Annotated in this window: 16 protein-coding genes; 9 read left to right on the top strand and 7 right to left on the bottom strand. The window is 69.8% G+C overall.

Annotated features, from left to right (window positions below; all coding sequences use genetic code 11):
• Window positions 1-641: 641 nt before the first annotated feature.
• On the bottom strand, window positions 642-896 hold the full coding sequence (locus AB0C20_RS29790) for a hypothetical protein (RefSeq protein WP_357178285.1): 255 nt from the start codon (window positions 894-896) through the stop codon (window positions 642-644).
• A 202-nt stretch (window positions 897-1,098) separates the two neighbouring features.
• Between AB0C20_RS29790 and AB0C20_RS29785 the strand changes: the two genes are divergently transcribed.
• Together AB0C20_RS29785 and trpS are read left to right on the top strand one after the other, a co-directional pair.
• On the top strand, window positions 1,099-1,569 hold the full coding sequence (locus AB0C20_RS29785) for a PRC-barrel domain-containing protein (RefSeq protein WP_357178288.1): 471 nt from the start codon (window positions 1,099-1,101) through the stop codon (window positions 1,567-1,569).
• Between the two features lie 268 nt (window positions 1,570-1,837).
• Window positions 1,838-2,896, top strand: coding sequence for a tryptophan--tRNA ligase (gene trpS, locus AB0C20_RS29780; RefSeq protein ID WP_357178291.1), 1,059 nt, complete (start codon window positions 1,838-1,840; stop codon window positions 2,894-2,896).
• Window positions 2,897-2,953: 57 nt separating this feature from the next.
• Here the strand turns inward: trpS and AB0C20_RS29775 are convergent, their stop codons facing one another.
• On the bottom strand, window positions 2,954-3,676 hold the full coding sequence (locus tag AB0C20_RS29775) for a hypothetical protein (protein WP_357178294.1): 723 nt from the start codon (window positions 3,674-3,676) through the stop codon (window positions 2,954-2,956).
• 72 nt (window positions 3,677-3,748) lie between these two features.
• On the opposite strand from AB0C20_RS29775, the gene AB0C20_RS29770 reads away from it, so the two are divergent.
• The 5 genes from AB0C20_RS29770 to AB0C20_RS29750 all read left to right on the top strand — a co-directional run bounded on the left by AB0C20_RS29770 (window position 3,749) and on the right by AB0C20_RS29750 (window position 7,984).
• Window positions 3,749-4,399: a winged helix-turn-helix transcriptional regulator gene (locus AB0C20_RS29770; protein WP_357178297.1), complete on the top strand. Its 651-nt coding sequence runs from the start codon at window positions 3,749-3,751 to the stop codon at window positions 4,397-4,399.
• Window positions 4,400-4,439: 40 nt separating this feature from the next.
• Entirely contained in the window at window positions 4,440-5,651 is a 1,212-nt protein-coding gene (locus tag AB0C20_RS29765) for a low temperature requirement protein A (RefSeq protein WP_357178300.1), read from the top strand.
• Between the two features lie 119 nt (window positions 5,652-5,770).
• Entirely contained in the window at window positions 5,771-6,118 is a 348-nt protein-coding gene (locus AB0C20_RS29760) for a YciI family protein (protein WP_357179455.1), read from the top strand.
• A 2-nt stretch (window positions 6,119-6,120) separates the two neighbouring features.
• Window positions 6,121-7,377, top strand: coding sequence for a sigma-70 family RNA polymerase sigma factor (locus AB0C20_RS29755; RefSeq protein ID WP_357178303.1), 1,257 nt, complete (start codon window positions 6,121-6,123; stop codon window positions 7,375-7,377).
• A 16-nt stretch (window positions 7,378-7,393) separates the two neighbouring features.
• Window positions 7,394-7,984, top strand: a complete 591-nt coding sequence (locus AB0C20_RS29750; RefSeq protein ID WP_357569196.1) for an HAD-IA family hydrolase — start codon at window positions 7,394-7,396, stop codon at window positions 7,982-7,984.
• A 4-nt stretch (window positions 7,985-7,988) separates the two neighbouring features.
• Here AB0C20_RS29750 and AB0C20_RS29745 read toward each other — a convergent pair whose 3' ends face one another.
• Window positions 7,989-8,960 (bottom strand): NADP-dependent oxidoreductase, encoded by a 972-nt coding sequence (locus AB0C20_RS29745; RefSeq protein ID WP_357569195.1) that lies wholly within the window; start codon window positions 8,958-8,960, stop codon window positions 7,989-7,991.
• Window positions 8,961-9,199: 239 nt separating this feature from the next.
• Here AB0C20_RS29745 and AB0C20_RS29740 point away from each other — a divergent pair, with 239 nt between their 5' ends.
• Window positions 9,200-9,895, top strand: a complete 696-nt coding sequence (locus AB0C20_RS29740; protein ID WP_357569194.1) for a YoaK family protein — start codon at window positions 9,200-9,202, stop codon at window positions 9,893-9,895.
• A 12-nt stretch (window positions 9,896-9,907) separates the two neighbouring features.
• Here AB0C20_RS29740 and AB0C20_RS29735 read toward each other — a convergent pair whose 3' ends face one another.
• From AB0C20_RS29735 to AB0C20_RS29725, 3 genes are all read right to left on the bottom strand, one after another.
• Complete coding sequence (locus AB0C20_RS29735; RefSeq protein WP_357178313.1) at window positions 9,908-10,987, bottom strand: DUF916 domain-containing protein; 1,080 nt, start codon at window positions 10,985-10,987, stop codon at window positions 9,908-9,910.
• 89 nt (window positions 10,988-11,076) lie between these two features.
• On the bottom strand, window positions 11,077-13,050 hold the full coding sequence (locus AB0C20_RS29730; RefSeq protein ID WP_357178315.1) for an FN3 domain-containing metallophosphoesterase family protein: 1,974 nt from the start codon (window positions 13,048-13,050) through the stop codon (window positions 11,077-11,079).
• 144 nt (window positions 13,051-13,194) lie between these two features.
• Window positions 13,195-14,514 carry a HupE/UreJ family protein gene (locus AB0C20_RS29725; RefSeq protein ID WP_357569193.1) on the bottom strand — a complete coding sequence of 440 codons (1,320 nt, stop codon included), beginning with the start codon at window positions 14,512-14,514 and terminating at the stop codon, window positions 13,195-13,197.
• Between the two features lie 79 nt (window positions 14,515-14,593).
• On the opposite strand from AB0C20_RS29725, the gene AB0C20_RS29720 reads away from it, so the two are divergent.
• Window positions 14,594-15,256 (top strand): hypothetical protein, encoded by a 663-nt coding sequence (locus AB0C20_RS29720; protein ID WP_357569192.1) that lies wholly within the window; start codon window positions 14,594-14,596, stop codon window positions 15,254-15,256.
• A 69-nt stretch (window positions 15,257-15,325) separates the two neighbouring features.
• On the opposite strand, the gene AB0C20_RS29715 is transcribed toward AB0C20_RS29720, so the two are convergent.
• Window positions 15,326-15,693 (bottom strand): cellulose binding domain-containing protein (locus AB0C20_RS29715; protein WP_357569191.1); only part of this gene is annotated, 368 nt, incomplete at its 5' end.

Here is a 15,693-nt window from a genome sequence, read left to right as displayed (position 1 = left end):
ATAATTGGCACTGGCTTTACAAGCACCCTGTTGAGTTCTCAAAGAACAACCACACACCGACCAGAAGCCCCACCACAGTGGAACCCCAACCGGGGCTTTTCGTACCGTGTCCCCGCCGCTCTCGCGCCGGGCACTTTTACTACGTTACCTCACCGTCTTCGCCGTGTCAAACCGTGTGTCCCGGTCTGTCATGCTTCGTACGGGTCAGCGCCGGCGCACTCACGCAGCAGCGAACCGCTGCGTCAGGTCGTCGGATTCAGCAGACCGGCCGCTGCGGTTTCCCGCAGTCTCGCCCGGTTCCCTGCCGGTCGTGAACCTTACCCGGTCGGCTTCGCCGCACCAAATCCGCCTCGCGGCCGATCCGGCGAGCCCCGCCCGGACCGCGTCTCGCAGGAGCGAACCCCTGCTCGACCCGGTTGCCATCCCGTTTCGGCGCTCTAGGACCTTCGTCCCGTTTGCCCCGTTCCGCGCTGGCAGAGAGAAAGTTACGCGTCTGCGGGTTTGATCGTCAAATCCACGGGTAGCGGCGCGCGTCACATTCGCTCGTCTGAGCAGTTTCCCCAGGTCAGAGCCGTGTCGTCGGCAACGGGCGCTCGGCGACCATCGCGCCAGGCCGGCCTGGCCCGCAGAAGCGGCGGCGATCAGGACGGCTGCCGCCGCCGGGCGGCGAGCCAGCCCCGGACGCCGAGAACGCCGGCGGTGGTGCCGATTGCCAGGGACGCGGCGATCAGGAGAGCGTGCACCCACAGGAAGCTGGTGGCTGCGCCGTCGGCCACCGTGCCGGACGCCCAGGACCGCGGGTCCTGCCAGATGGCCACCGCGAACCTCGGCCAGATCACCCAGGTCCAGACGCCGACTCCGACCAGGAAGAGACTCCACCCTCGCGACAGCACCATGGCAGCCGAGTATGCCAGCGCACCTGGTCACCGGGCCCGCGCCGACCATCGGCACCGCGGAACCCGCGGCGGCACGAACGCCGGGCGGACCGCCCCACACCTCGGCAGGAGCGCCTCCGGGTAGAGCGCAGGCCGTTTCCGGCGGCAGCGGGATGGGCACTGCGAAGGGGGACAGCTGAGGACCGTCCCTTGGAGGTGCCCCGTGCAACCCTCGATCTTCAACCCCTGGGCCTGGCGTGATCCGTCCGCCTTGGCCGGCGGGTACACGCAGACCACCCCCTCGGTCACCCCTCCGGAGGGTCAGGAGGGTGGGCACGACGGCCCGGACGCCCCCGGCCCGGGTACTCCCGTCGACCTGGTGGGTTATCAGGTGCAGGCGAGCGACGGGCGGATCGGCACCATCGACGAGGCGAGCGACGAGGCGGACGCCGGGCACCTGGTGGTGGACACCGGGCCGTGGATCTTCGGCCAGAAGGTGTTGCTGCCGGCCGGGACGGTCGACCGGGTGGATCACCAGGAACGCGTCGTGCACGTCGACCGGACCCGCCAGCAGATCAAGGACGCGCCACCGTTCGATCCGGTTTCGGCCGACCAGGAGTATCGCGAACGCGTCGGCGCCTACTACGCCGACAGCTACCTCCCCCCTCCCGGCGCCATCCCGCGGGTAATCTGAGGCCGTGGTCCGGACGGGCAACTGCGCATCCGAGGCGGTCGAGCTGGTCGACGGCCGCTTCCCCGGTGCCGTGCCCGAGATCCCGACCAGTTTCGGCGATGGCCGTGAGCAACTTCTGAACGTCCTCCGTGCCGGTGGTCTGCGGTTTCGCGCCGGCGCGCGATGGCGGGCGACTCGCTGAGTCGATCCCGCTGACCGAGCAGGGCTGAGCCAGCCCTGCTCGGCGCGCGCCCACGCGTGACCCACCAACGGAACGAGAGGCACCACCATGTCCGTCGCACGAATGCTCACCGGCGACCGGCCCACCGGCCGCCTGCACCTCGGCCACTACGTCGGTAGCATCGCCAACCGGGTACGGCTGCACCGACGCTACGAGAGCTTCTTCATCATCGCCGACCTGCACATGCTCACCACCCGCAACCGTCGGGAGGACATCGACCAGGTTGCCGGCAACGCCCGCGAGATGGTGACCGACATCCTCGCCGCCGGCGTCGACCCGGACCGGGCCACGTTCTATCTCCAGTCGGCCATCCCCGAGGTCGGCGACCTCAACACCCTCCTCCAGAACCTGGTGACCGTCCCCCGGCTGGAGCGGGTGCCCTCGCTCAAGGACATGGCCCGCGACGCCGGCAAGGAGGAGATGCCGTACGGGCTGCTGGGTTACCCGGTGCTCCAGGCCGCGGACATCCTCTGCGTGAAGGGTGAGGTGGTTCCGGTCGGCCGGGACAACGCCGCACACGTCGAGGTGACCAGGGAGATAGCCCGGCGGTTCAACCACCTGTACGGCCCGGTCTTCCCGGTGCCCGAGTTGATCCCGGCTGACACACCGAGCCTGGTGGGGACCGACGGCGCGGCCAAGATGAGCAAGAGCCGGGGCAACGCGATAGCGCTCTCCGACGACCCGGCGACGGTGCGTCGCAAGGTGCTCGGCATGTACACCGACCCGAACCGGGTGCGGGCCGACGTGCCGGGCACCGTGGAAGGCAACCCGGTGTTCGCGTACCACGAGGTCTTCAATCCGGACCGCGACGAGGTGACCGACCTGGCCCGGCGGTACCGGGCCGGGCGGGTGGGTGACGTGGAGGTCAAGGAACGGCTGATCGCCGCGCTGGACGGGTTCCTGGCGCCGATCCGGCAGCGCCGGGCCGAGATCGAAGCCGACCGTGGCCTGGTCGACCGACTGATCGTCGAGGGTACGGAACGAACCCGCCAGGAGGTACGCCAGACGGTGCTCGAGGTACGCCGGGCGATGGGGCTGACCAGCGCGTACCAGCAGGTGCGGCGGCGAGCTGAGCGGAGCCGGCGCCGGACGGACGCCTCGACCTGAGGCCGGGGCGTCCGGTCGGCGATGTGGCGCCGGGTCCGCTGCGACACCATCGGGGTCTCAGCGGATCCGGACGTCAGCCAGGTCCAGAGTGATCGGCGTCCAGGAGAGGTCCGGGGTGCGGTCCTCCTGGCGGATGTGGATTCGGCGTCGCGTCGGCACGACCAGCCCGTCGACCTCGGTTGATCCGCTGACGTAGTGCGCGACCCGGGAGGAGCCGTTGACCACCGGCTGGTAGTCCATGCGCCGCAGCAGCCCGTTGTCGTCGAAGTAGTACAGCTGGGTGTCGCTGTGGGTGTGCACGCTCTCGGGGTACGTGACGCGCAGCACGCGCCACGACTCGCCGTCCTCCGTCCACGGCTCGATCTCGTGCGCCTCGATACCCGGCCAGGTGAACAGGAACGGCTCGACGAGGTAGTGCCAGGTGGCGTAGCCACGGAAGTAGGCCGCCTGGGCGAGCGTCCACTGGCTCTCCCCGGTGTAGCCGGCAAAGCTGGCCCGAGGATTCGTCAACTCGTCGATCAGGCTGCCGTCCGCTGCGGTGACGGTGACCCGGTCGGTGTCGCCGTCGTACTCGGTGACCTGGCCGGTGCCCTCCTGGACGTGGCGGATCCGTTCCCGGTGCAGATCGGCCTCGACAAGTTCGGTGCTGTCGAAGTCGGGACGGCCCTTGAACGCCCAGAACGGGCCGCCGTAGGTGAGCCGGGTGGTGAGGGTCGATGCGGTGTTCCAGCGATCGAGGCCGCCGTGGCGCTCGATGACCTTGGCAAGCAGTGCATCCATCGCTTACTCCTAAGTTAGGACTAGATGGTTCGACGTTAGCACCGTTCGGTGGACGCCGACTACGATGGCCGTGTGACTCAGCGGACTTACCAGGACGCCTGCGGGGCGGCGCGCACGATGGACATCGTCGGCGAGCGCTGGGCTCTGTTGATTGTTCGAGAGTTGGTGTTCGGCCCGAAGCGTTTCGGCGATCTGCGGGCCGGCCTGCCGAAGGCCAGCCAAAACGTGCTCAGCCAGCGACTGCGGGAGCTGGAGCAGTCCGGCATCGTCCGGCGGGTGCAGCTCGGGCCGCCGGCAAGCGTGCACGCGTACGAGCTGACCGAGCGCGGCCAGCAACTGGAGCCGACACTGATCGAGTTGTCGCGGTGGGGGGCCGGCCTGCCCGCGGAGCCGGACGTCGAGATGAGCACCGACGCGTTCATGCTGTTGCTCAAGGCCCTCTATCGGCCACCGGCCGGCGAGCCGGTGACCGCCCGACTCCGGTTGCAGGTGGGCACCGACGCCTTCGAGGTGGCGGTCTCTCCGAGTGGGATACGCGTGGCCCGCGGTCGGTCGGGCCCCGTCGACGTCACTGTCACAGGCACTGTCAGAGCACTGCGGGACCTGATGTTCGGCGGCACGCCGCTGCGATCGGCGGTTTCGGTGGGCGACATCGACGTGCAGGGCGACAAGGCGGCGGCTGAGCGGTTCTTCCTGCTCTTCGGAGCGACGCCGGGCGAGTAGACCGGATGAACCGTCGACCCTTATGGCGCAGAATGCGAGGGTGAGGAGGATTCTCGACGTTCGTCCGGTGCCGGCGGGGCTGACGCACCGGACCACGATGTTCGAGATCTTCTTCGACCTGGTCTTCGTCTTCGCGCTCACCCGGGTCATCACGTTCATGGCGGGGTCGCCGAGCGCGCTCACCCTGGCCCAGGGGCTTCTCCTGCTGCTCCTGCTGTTGTACTCCTGGTCGCCGTACATCTGGGTGGGAAACCTGGTCCGGCCGGACGTCGGCCCGGTCCGCGCTGTCACCCTTGTCGCGATGGCGGCGATCTTCGTGGCCGCGTTGGTGTTGCCGGACGCCTGGAAACAGAGCCCGGAGCTGTTCGACGCGCCGCTGACCCTCGCCCTGGCCTACGTGGTCGGCCGGGCCGTGCAGCTCGTGATCCTCTACTGGGCGAGCGCGACGAACCCCCCACTGCGGTCGACGCTGCGGTTCTTCACAGTGCCGGTGGTGCTGGGCTGGGTCCCGCTCATCATCGGTGCCCTGCTCGGCGGTGCGGCCCAGACGGCGCTCTGGACGGTGGCCTTCTTGCTGAACATCGGCGGCGCCCGGATCGCGTCCACCTTTCGGCCGTGGCAACTGCGCAGCGTGGACCACTTCAGCGAGCGGTTCGGCCTGGTGCTCATCATCGCGCTGGGAGAGTCCCTGATCTCTGCTGGCGCGGGCCCGAGGGCGACGGCACCGGTCGGCTCCGCCCTACTGGCCGCACTGCTCGGCCTCACCTGCACGGTCTGCCTGTGGTGGCTCTACTTCGACCGGCTGGCGTCCGCCGCTCGGGAAGCCGTCGGCAACGTGCCGGGTGAGCGACGGGCCCGCGTGGCCGGCGACGCGTACGGCCTGGGGCACTCCACGCTGATCATCGGCGCCATCTACGTCGCGCTCGGCATCGAGGAGGTGATCGCCCAGCTCACCGAGGAGTCGGCACACCCCGACCGGCTGGGCTGGGAGGCCACCACCGCGCTCTACGGCGGCGCCGGCCTCTACCTGCTCAGCAGGTTGGTGTTCCGCCGGCTGACAGTTGGCGCGGTGTACCCGGCGCAGGTCGTCGCCGCGCTGCTGCCGCTGGCCCTGCTGCCGATCGGCCGATCCCTGCCGCCACTGGTGGCGCTCACAGTGCTGACCGCCTTCCTGATCGGGGTGACCTGGTTCGAACGACGGATGGACCGACGCGACGAACGACCCGAGTCGGCACAGCGACGCCTCCCGTGAGCACAGTCGGACAGCTCGGTCGCGAAAACCTGCCGCGTCGTGTCGATATCCCCGGCCCGCGTTCGTCGTCATGCTGTACGGCGACCCGCCGCACCGAGAGGAGCCGAAACGTGAAGTACATGCTGCTGTTCATGAGCCCCATGGTTGACGGGGAAGTCGTCGACAACGGGTGCAGCTTCGAGGACTGGATCCGCTACGACAGAGAGATGAAGGACGCCGGGGTCTGGGTCTCCGGGCACCCCCTGCAGGACCTGACCACCTGCACCACGGTGCAGGTCAAAGCGGACGGCGAGCGCACGATCACCGACGGGCCGTTCGCCGAGACCCGTGAGCTGCTCGGCGGGTACGACGTCATCGACGTGCCGGACCTCGACGCCGCGCTGGACTGGGCGGCCCGCAGCCCCGGGGCCATCGGCACCGGATCGGTCCAGGTCCGTCCGATCTTCGAGCTCGACATGCAGGAGTGACAGTGCCGGCCGAGGGGGCGGCCATCGGGTCGTCGGTGGAGGCGGTGTTCCGGGAGGAACGCGGCCGACTGCTCGCCTCGCTCGTGCGCCGCTTCGGTGACCTCGACCTGGCCGAGGAGGTCACCTCCGAGGCCATCGAGGCGGCGCTGACGCACTGGCCGACCGACGGCGTCCCGAGCCGGCCGGGTGCCTGGCTGCTCACCACGGCTCGACGTCGGGCAGTGGACCGGCTGCGTCGGGACCGGGTGCTGGCGACCCGGCTCGCGGTACTGCAGGCGGAAGCCGAGCGGGCTGATCACGCGCCGCCCGCCGACGCGGACCGCGACCTGCCCGACGACCGGTTGGCGCTCTTCTTCACCTGTGCGCACCCGGCGCTGGCCGCGCCGGATCGCGGCGCACTCACCCTGCGGTTCCTGGCCGGACTCACCACCACCGAGGTCGCGCGGGCCTTCCTGGTGCCGCCCGCCACCATGGCCCAACGACTCGTCCGCGCCAAACGGAAGATCCGCGACGCACGCATCCCGTTCCGGGTGCCGGGACCCGACGAGCTGCCCGGTCGTCTGCCCACCGTGCTCCAGGCCGTCTACTCGGTCTTCACCGAGGGGTACGCGGCCAGCTCCGGACCCCATCTGCAACGGATCGACCTGGCCGAGGAGGCCATCCGGCTCGGCCGGATCCTGCGTCGGCTGCTGCCGGCCGAGCGGGAGGTCGCCGGGCTGCTCGGCCTGATGCTGCTGGTCCACGCCCGACGGGACGCGCGTACCGGGCCGGACGGCGCCATGATCCTTCTCGACGACCAGGACCGTGGACGCTGGGACCGCCAGATGATCGAGGAGGGGCAGGGCCTGGTGGTGGTCGCGCTCACCGGCCGAGCGCCCGGCCCGTACGGCGTACAGGCCGCCATCGCCGCGCTGCACGACGAGGCCGCCGACGTGGCCAGCACCGACTGGCCGCAGGTGGTGGCCCTCTACGACGTGCTGCTCGGCCTGGTGCCCTCACCGATCGTGGCGCTCAACCGGGCCGCCGCGGTCGCCATGCGGGACGGGCCGGCGGCCGGGCTCGCGCTGCTCGACGAGTTGGCCGACGAGCCTCTGCTGCGCGGCTACCACCCCTACCCGGCGGCGCGGGCCGACCTGCTGCGCCGGCTCGGCCGGTACGACGAGGCCGCAGCCGCGTACCGCAGCGCGTTGACGCTTGTCGGCACCGAACCGGAGCGCGCGTACCTGCTCAGTCAGTTGAGAGCCGTCACGACCGAGTGAGCTGTACCCTTCCCGGGTGAGTCTGCCTCTGCCTCCCGGGCCGTTCGCCGCGTACCTGTTCGACTGCGACGGCACCATCGTCGACTCGATGCCGCTGCACTACCTGGCCTGGCAGCGGGCCCTTGAGGAGTGGGGCTGCGAGTTCCCCGAGGACCTCTTCTACGCCTGGGGTGGGCGGCCCACCGCCGACATCATCGTCGCGCTGAACGAGCAGCAGGGTCTTGCCATGCCGGTGGCGGCCGTCGTCGAGCGCCGGGAGAGCTACTACCAGGAGTTGCTGCCGCAGCTCGCCGCCGTGCCCGAGGTGCTGGCGCACATCCACGACGCGCACCGGCGGGTCCCGTTCGCCGTCGTCTCCGGCAGCACCCGCGCGTCGGTCACCGCCTCCCTGGACGCGCTCGGCCTGCTGGACCGGTTCGACGTGCTGGTCTGCGCCGACGACTACACCCGGGCCAAGCCGAACCCGGAGGCGTTCCTGCTCGCGGCGGAGCAGCTCGGCGTACCCCCGGAGTCCTGCCTGGTCTTCGAGGACACCGACCTTGGCATCCAGGCCGCGACGGCGGCCGGCATGGCGTCGGTACGCGTGCCGCAACAGCGCACGCCCTGACGTCTCAGGCGACCGTCAGCAGGAGCTTGCCGGAGTAGGACGTCTGTAGGCGTTGGTGCGCGTCCCGCACCTTTCCCAGCGGGAACTTCTCCGCGATGTGCACCACGAACGGCCCGGCGGCGATGAGTTCGTTGAGGCGCCGCAACTGTCGAGGGCTCGATTCGCCGTCGTACGCGCGGACCATGACGCCGGGCCGTTCCTGTGGCTCCGGCTGCACCCCGTGAGCGAACGCGACAACCCCGCCGTCGGCCAGCGCCTCGGTGAGCCGGTCCAGCGTCGCGCCGCCGGCCATCGCCAGGATGGCGTTCACCCCGCCCGGCGCCGCGTCCCGGATCCGGGCCAGCACGTCGGTCATGTCGCCGTGGCCATCGAGGGACACGTCGGCGCCGAGCCGGGTCACCAGCGCGACGCCGTCCGCCCCGGACGCCACGGCGATCACGTTCAGCCCCTGCCGCTTCGCCAACTGCACGGCCAGGTGGCCCTGACCGCCGCTCGCACCGAAGATCAGCAACCAGGCGCCGGCCGACAGGCTGATCGCGTCGAGCCCGGCCAGCGCGGTCAGCGCGTCGGTGGGCATGGCACCGGCGTGCTCGGCGGGCACACCGTCGGGCACCTTCGCCACGTACTCCGCCTTGACCGACGCGTACTCGGCGTAGAAGCCGCCCTTCGGCCGACTGGTGGCGGAGACGTAGACCAGGTCACCCACAGCCAGGCCGGACACCTTGCTGCCGGCCGCGATGACGGTTCCGGCACCGTCGGAGCCGGGCACTATCGGGAGCGCCGAGCCCTCCGGCACCAGCACACCCTCGCGCTCGTACGCGTCCCACACCCCGACACCGGCGCTCAAGACCTTGATCAGCACTTCGTCGTCGGCGACCTGCGGGATCGGCAGCTTCCGCAGGGTGATCACCTCCGGCCCGCCGAACTCGTCGAAGGCCGCGGCCTGCATCCGCTCTGGCACATCCCCGTCAACCATGTGGATTCCCTCTCCGTGCCGGCGTCACCGTCGCAGCATGCCGGCTCGGGAACGGGCGTGGTCCGGAGCTGAGCGTCGTTCACCCACAAGGACGAACGCCCGCGCTCGGTGTCCCTGGCCGGGCATAGCCCGGGCGGGCACGGGAATGTCCGCGTACCGCGTCGGGCGCGAGCGCGAGCACGTTCGACGTGGAGGACCGGGCGCGTCGCGCTGGCCGCGGGACCAACAGGAAGGGCATCGTGCACGCTCCGTCGACGCGGGCCACGGCCTGGCTCCTGGTGGCGCTGGCCACTGCCTCCGGCTTCCTCGACGTGATCTGTCTGACCAAGCTCAACGGCTACTTCGCCAGCGTGATCACCGGCAACCTGGTGCACTTCGGCCACGCGCTCGCCACCTCCGACACCCGCTCGTTCGCGGGGGCGGTGGTGGCGGTTGGCGGGTACGCGGTGGGCGTGGCCGCTGCCACTGTGCCGTTGCGCCACACCCCGCCGGGTTGGAACCGGCGTACCGCTGTGGTGACGTCGGCCGAGGCGGTGCTGCTGCTCGGCTTCACTGCGGGCTGGTTCGCCTGCTCGGCACGTCCCGGGTACGGCTTCGGGCTCGTGCTGCTGGCGATGGCGGCCGTGTCGAGCGGCATCCAGAGCGTGATCACCGTGGCCGCCGGCGTACGAGGTGCGTCGACCACCTACCTGACCGGCTCGCTGACCGAGTTGGTCCGGCGTCGCGTCGTCGACCCGCACCGGTTCGCCGACGTGGGTGGTGTCGGCCGGCTGGCGGGGCTGGTGGTCGGCGCCTTGCTCGGCACTCTGGTGCTGCGTACGGCCCCGACCTGGGCATCCGTGCCGGCGGCGGTGCTGGTGATCGCCGTGATCGCGTTCGCGATCGGCCTGACCCAGCGGGCGAGAGCCGCCGCCGGCCGAAGCCGGCCGAGGTGACCGGAGCCGCGATCAGGAGGTCTGCGGCTCCGGGCCACGAAGCGCCTGCTCGACGGCGTCGCGTACGCGGGCGTCCTCGCGCGCCTTACTCTGCGCCCGGTTGCGGCGTCGGTACAGGTACGCCCCGACGAGCACGGCGATCAGCACGACGAGCACCAGCACCAGCATCCAGGGCAGGGCCCAGCCGTGCGCGGTGACCTGGACCGGCTTGAGCGAGGTGGTGGAGCCCGAGGCGTCGGTGAGCAGGGGCGTCAGTGTCGCGGTCGCGGCCAGCGAGATGGCGGGAGCCACCCCGTGTACGGGCACCGTGACGTCCCAGCTCTCACCCGGAAGCAGCTCCGGCGGCGCGGCGACATCCTCGGCCCGCACCCGCAGCAGGCCGAACGGACCGGAGACGGTCACCGCCTGCTTACCGGACAGAGCCGCGTTGCCGACGTTGTGGACCTTGTAGGTGATGGTGGCGTCACCCTTGCTGAACGGGTTGGTCGGCCCGGCGTACGTGACGTCGAGGTTCTCGATCGCGAGGTTCGGCTTCAGCTCGCCGCCCACCCGCAACGTGATCCGGATGCCGAGGCGCCGGTCGACGTTGATCCCCTCAGCCTGGTCGGCCTGGGTCAGCGTGGTGAGGATGCCACCCACGTAGTCCCCGGGCGTGGCGTTCTCCGGAACGCTGACAGTGAAGGGGACCTGGGCGGTCTTTCCGGGCTGGATCACGACGCTGCCGGCGTTCGGCTTCACCCAGGCGCCGATCGCGATCGACTTCTTGTCCTTGGTGAGCAGGTCGAGCTGGCCGGCGTCGGTGGTGAAGCCGTCGGCCGCGTACACGGAGAGGGTCAGCGGCGCCGGGCCGCGGTTGGCCACGACCATGGCGTCCTCGACGGCACCGCCCGGGTTGACGTTATAGCTGTAGCTGGACCGGGCCTCGCCGTAGCCGTTGGAGGCCGTCCGGACCGTCCAGGCGACGTTGCCGTCCGCCGCCAGGGCGGGACCGGCACCGACACCGACGGCCGCGACGACGGCGAGCAGGGACAGTGCTGTCGTACGGAGGCGTGCGGCGGTCGTGGTCTTCCAGCGAGTGACGGACGGTTGCATCTCGAGTCCTTGTGGTGATCTTGGTGGTGGGTGAACCGGTGGCGGGGTAGGCCCCGAAGGTGCCTACCCCGCCGAATGGAACGGTCCGGTCAGCTGCTCAAGGCAGTGATCGTGAGGGTGGTGCGGTAGCTGCCCTTCGCGATGCTGTCCGGGATCTTCAGATCCAGGTCAGCGCCGAGCTTGGCGCCGCCACGCGGGTGACCCTGCGCGGCCGCGGCGAGCGCGCTGGAGACCGAGAGGCCCTTGCCCTGGTCGTCGAGCGACGACAGGACCGCGGCACCGGCCTCGGCGCCCGCGCCGGCGTCGAGCACGTACGGGCTCCAGCCGAGGTAGGAGCCGGCGAACTTCTTGTCGGCGTCGGAGAAGTCGCCGACGTTGGCCGAGATCGACCACGGGGCGAGCGACCGGCGGCTGTCCGACACGAGGATCGGGTTGATCTTGCCGTTGGCCTGGAAGTAGGTGCCGTTGCGCTCCTGCGCGGTACCCAGGTCGACCAGACCGTTGTAGCCGTCGATCGTCCAGCCGAACTCGCCCGGAGCCGGGTTCGGCACGTTGACCTGGATGGCCTGGCCGTCACCGTGGAACGGGTGCACCGTCACGTTGTCGACGATCGAGCCGACCGGCTGACCGTCCGGGGTGTTGACGCAGGAGAGGCCCTTCTCGACGGCCGCGTTCGGCGCCGCGCAGGTGCCGCTGCGAACGTTCGCGAGAACCAGCTTGTCGCCGCGAACCTGCACCTTGACGTAGCTGCGCACGTGCTCCTGGTTCTGCACGGAGTTGTACCAGTACTTGTTCGCGTCCAGCGGGTCCGGGCCGTTGCCACGGATGCCGGTGCCGGTGTTGTCAGGCTTCTTGATGTCGTAGTACTTCGAGCCGGAGGCCGAGTTGGCAGTCACGTAGATGACGCCACCCGGGCCGGGGAACACGTCGGCAGCGCCCGGCTTCTCCGCCGGGTTCTCCTTCTGGCCGTTCTTGATGGAGTAGCTGCGGGTGTAGCTGTGGTCGTGGCCCTGCAGGACCATGTCGACACCGAGGTTGGAGAACGCGGTGGTGAAGTCCTCCCGCCGCTGCTTGTTGTCGGTGTCGGTCGCGTGGCTGGCCGGCGAGTAGATGGAGTGGTGGTAGACCAGCACCTTCCACTTGGCCTCGGAGCCGTGCTTGTTGATGACGTCGGTGACGTACGCGACGTGCGCCGCGTCGCCGCCGGCGGAGCCGTCCGCCGGGTTGACGTAGCTGTTGCTGTTCAGGTCGATGAACAGCACATCCTTGTGGATGAACCAGTAGTCGCCGCCGGACCGGGTCGCCTGGTCCCCGTTGTAGTACTGGGCCGAGCGGTCGGTGTTCGGGGTGAAGTGGTGCTGCTCGTACGACTTGCCGCCGACGTCGTGGTTGCCGATGGTGGCGACGAGGGGGATCTGACGCAGCTGGTCGGGGGCCAGGAACGAGGTCCACTGCCCCTCGTCGTTGGCGCTCTCGACGTGGTCGCCGGCAGAGACCAGCAGCTCGGCGTTCGGGTTGGCCGCGGTGGCGACCTTCAGGGTGTCCTCCCAGCCGGCCTGGTCCTTCAGCCGGTCACCGGAGGAGCCGATCTGCGGGTCGCCGAAGAACAGGAAGTCGTAGTCGCCCTCGAAGTCCTGGGTCTTGAAGGCGTACGCCGGGGACCAGCTGCCCTCGGCGCCGACCCGGTACGAGTACGCCGTCTTCTCCCGCAGGTTGCTGATCGTGGCGTGCCGGTTGAAGCCGGCGGTGGAGGTGTTCGCCGCACCGACGGCGTCGAAGCTGACCGCGCCGGCCGGGAACTCGCCGTTGACGATCTCGGCGGTCGGGGCGAGCTGGATCTTCTGCGCGGTGTCGGCGGAGGAGTACCAGCTCACGATGCGCTGGGTCTCGTTGGCGCCGACGCCGAGGACCACACCGGTGATCGTGGTGGACTCGGCCGCGCTCGCGGTGGCCATCAGGCCACTGCCGAGGGCCGCGCCCAGACCGAGGAACCCGGCTGCGACCCCGGCGACCAGGCGCCGCCGCACGAGCGCGGAGGCCCGTGTCGAGGTGCTCAATGTCATCGACATTGTTCCCTTTTCAAATAGAGAAATGGATTGTGCCTTCACCCGACGCTGGGGAAGCAATTCCACGCTTTCGCCGCTCGATGAACCGACCATGAACGTGATCTTGCGAAAGACTGCACTTCGCGAACTACTTAGCCCTACTCATGATCCAGAAACGCGCTGCACAAACCAGATCAACCCCATAATGGACACGGCTGCGGAAACAGCTCCGGTCGCCCAGAGGCCGGCTTTCGGCGCACGACGGCGCAGCACGAACAGCAGCGGGAAGACGACAGCGATAATCGTCAACTGAACGACCTCGATGCCGACGTTGAACACCAGCAGCGACCACAGCAGGGTCCACGACCACGCCTCGTCGATACCCAGCGCGCCCGCGAAGCCAAGGCCGTGCACGAGGCCGAAGCAGAACACCACGCCGAGGCGGATCCAACCGGCCCGATCCAGGCTGAAGTGGCCGCGCCCGGCCGTCTCCAGGTCGGCCGCGTGCTCACCACGCCGCCAGATCCCCCACAGGTGCCAACCGGCGACGACGGCGATCGACAACGCGATGATCGGCTCCACGATCACCCCCGGCACCTCGACCAGGCCGAGCGCGGCGAGCATGAACGTCACCGAGTGCGCCAGTGTGAAGCTGGTGGCCGCGAGCACGATCTCCCGAAGCCGCCGGGACCCGGCGATGAGCGCCAGCAGGAACAGGATGTGGTCGATCCCGGTCAGCAGATGCTCGGCGCCCAGGAGGAAGAACTCGCCGAACCGCTCGTACCAGGCCTGCGCTGTCGAGAAGGACGGGTTGGCGGCGTCGAGCGCCGCACTGCCCGAACGGCCGTCGATCTCGTAGGTGACGATCGTCTTCGTGCCCTTGACGTAGCCCTCGCCATCAGGGAAGAGGCCGCTGCGCACCACGTGCTCGTCGACAGGCTCCGGGCAAGTCCAGTCGAGCAGCAGGTCCGCGTACGGCACGCCCTCGCGCTCGCCGATCGTCGCGTCACCCACCTGGGTCGGCCGGCAGGCCGCACCCAGGGAACTCACCGAGAACCGGTCGGAGACGTAGCCGAGAACCGCCGACGCGTGACCCTTCAGTGCGGCGGCCTGGGCGGCGGTGTCGCCCGCCTCGAACGCGGCGGTTCCCGCTTGGAAGAACGGGTCGTCGTCGCCGGCATCCGCGGCGGACACGACGAGGAGGTCGTATTCGAGCTCCACCCCGGTCCGAATGTGACCCTCATCTCCTGCTGCAATTTTCGCGTACACAGTCGACGAGAAACCGTGCGCGGACGCCGGTTCGGCGCCCAGAAACGGAACCACCGCTGCGGCGAAACCGACAGCGGCGACGATAACGGTACGGCGGATGCGGCCTGACATTCGACTCCCTCGGTTGGCCAGTGCACGTTGCAGGGCGTGGGTGAACACCAACCCGCACACCGATAAACCGCCGGAGAACAACTTCCCCGAACGACCGCCCACCGATTACCGGTGACCGGAATTGAGATAGGAATACGAGGAAGTACGCGCACTTTCCGCCACCACCCGGAGGACGATCACCTTGCGCCCCCCGCTTCGGGCCGTTGCCATGCTGGCCGCGACCGCCGCGCTGGTCACCGCCTGCAACTCCAGCGACGACTGGTCCGAGCCACGTCCGGCGCCCAGCGCCATCGGCACTCTCGGCCCGGGGTTCGTCGACCCCTCCACGAAGCCCGCGCCGGAGGCGACCATCACCCCGCGGCCCGGCTCGTGGGCCGACGTCCACCCGCCGAGGGACTACCGGGTCGTCCTGTTGACCAGCGGTACGGACGACCCGACCAAGGCCCTCGTGACGGCGGTGAAGGAGTGGGCCGACGACGAGCACGTCGACTTGAGGACCACAGTCGTCGGCAATGCGCACGACACCGTTGCCAGCATCGCCACGGCGATGGAGATGGGCCCGGACCTCATCGTCAGCGCGGGCAACGACCTCATCGACGGGCTCGCGCTTGTCACCCCGAACCACCTGGACGAGAAGTTCCTCGTGATCGGTGCGGAACTCGCCGAGCCCACCCACAACGTCACGGCTGTCGACTGGGACGGCGCGTCGTTCCGGGGCGAGGGGCTCGGAATGTCCTCGACGTACGACCCGAACTCGTTCACCGCGGACCGTTGCGCCGCTGCCATCCGGGCGGGCGTGGCCGCCGTCCTCAACGACCTGACCGGGCTCGTGGTCTGGCTCTGACGCTCGGGCTCCGGCTCGGAGCCGCGCGACCCGGCGCGGAGGCGATGACCCTCCGCACCGGGCCTGCGGTCATCCCGCGGAACAGGTGGGAGTCATCCCCGCACCGGTCCCGCTGCCCTGGTAACCGAACTCGGTCGACTGCCCCGCTGCGATGGCGCCGTTGTAGGCGACATTGGTGAACTGAACGGTCCCGGTGCTGCCGCTCCGGTTGGCGCTCCAGACGCTGGTGATGCTGGCGCCCGACGGCAGAGTCATGGTGACCGTCCAACCGTTGACCGGCGCGGTGCCCGCGCTCACCCGCACCGTGGCGACGAAACCGCCCGTCCACTGGTTGACCGACACCGTCGCCGCACAGCCACCACCGGCCGGGGGCGGGGTGGTCGGCGGCGGCGTCGTCGGCGGCGGCGGCGTCGTCGGCGGCCGGCCCCAGGTGATGG

Origin of the sequence: Micromonospora sp. NPDC048843 (genome assembly GCF_040649965.1) — a bacterium.
Taxonomy (GTDB): domain Bacteria; phylum Actinomycetota; class Actinomycetes; order Mycobacteriales; family Micromonosporaceae; genus Micromonospora; species Micromonospora hortensis.
The sequence above is the reverse complement of the archived record's forward strand: the minus strand, read 5'-3'. Positions and strand labels throughout refer to the sequence as shown.

Excerpts from the sequence above, each read along its gene's own strand:
- AB0C20_RS29790 (WP_357178285.1), bottom strand. The coding sequence starts at position 896 with ATGGTGCTGTCGCGAGGGTGGAGTCTCTTCCTGGTCGGAGTCGGCGTC.
- AB0C20_RS29730 (WP_357178315.1), bottom strand. The coding sequence starts at position 13,050 with ATGACATTGAGCACCTCGACACGGGCCTCCGCGCTCGTGCGGCGGCGC.
- AB0C20_RS29735 (WP_357178313.1), bottom strand. The coding sequence starts at position 10,987 with ATGCAACCGTCCGTCACTCGCTGGAAGACCACGACCGCCGCACGCCTC.
- AB0C20_RS29760 (WP_357179455.1), top strand. The coding sequence starts at position 5,771 with ATGCTGCTGTTCATGAGCCCCATGGTTGACGGGGAAGTCGTCGACAAC.
- trpS (WP_357178291.1), top strand. The coding sequence starts at position 1,838 with ATGTCCGTCGCACGAATGCTCACCGGCGACCGGCCCACCGGCCGCCTG.
- AB0C20_RS29775 (WP_357178294.1), bottom strand. The coding sequence starts at position 3,676 with ATGGATGCACTGCTTGCCAAGGTCATCGAGCGCCACGGCGGCCTCGAT.
- AB0C20_RS29745 (WP_357569195.1), bottom strand. The coding sequence starts at position 8,960 with ATGGTTGACGGGGATGTGCCAGAGCGGATGCAGGCCGCGGCCTTCGAC.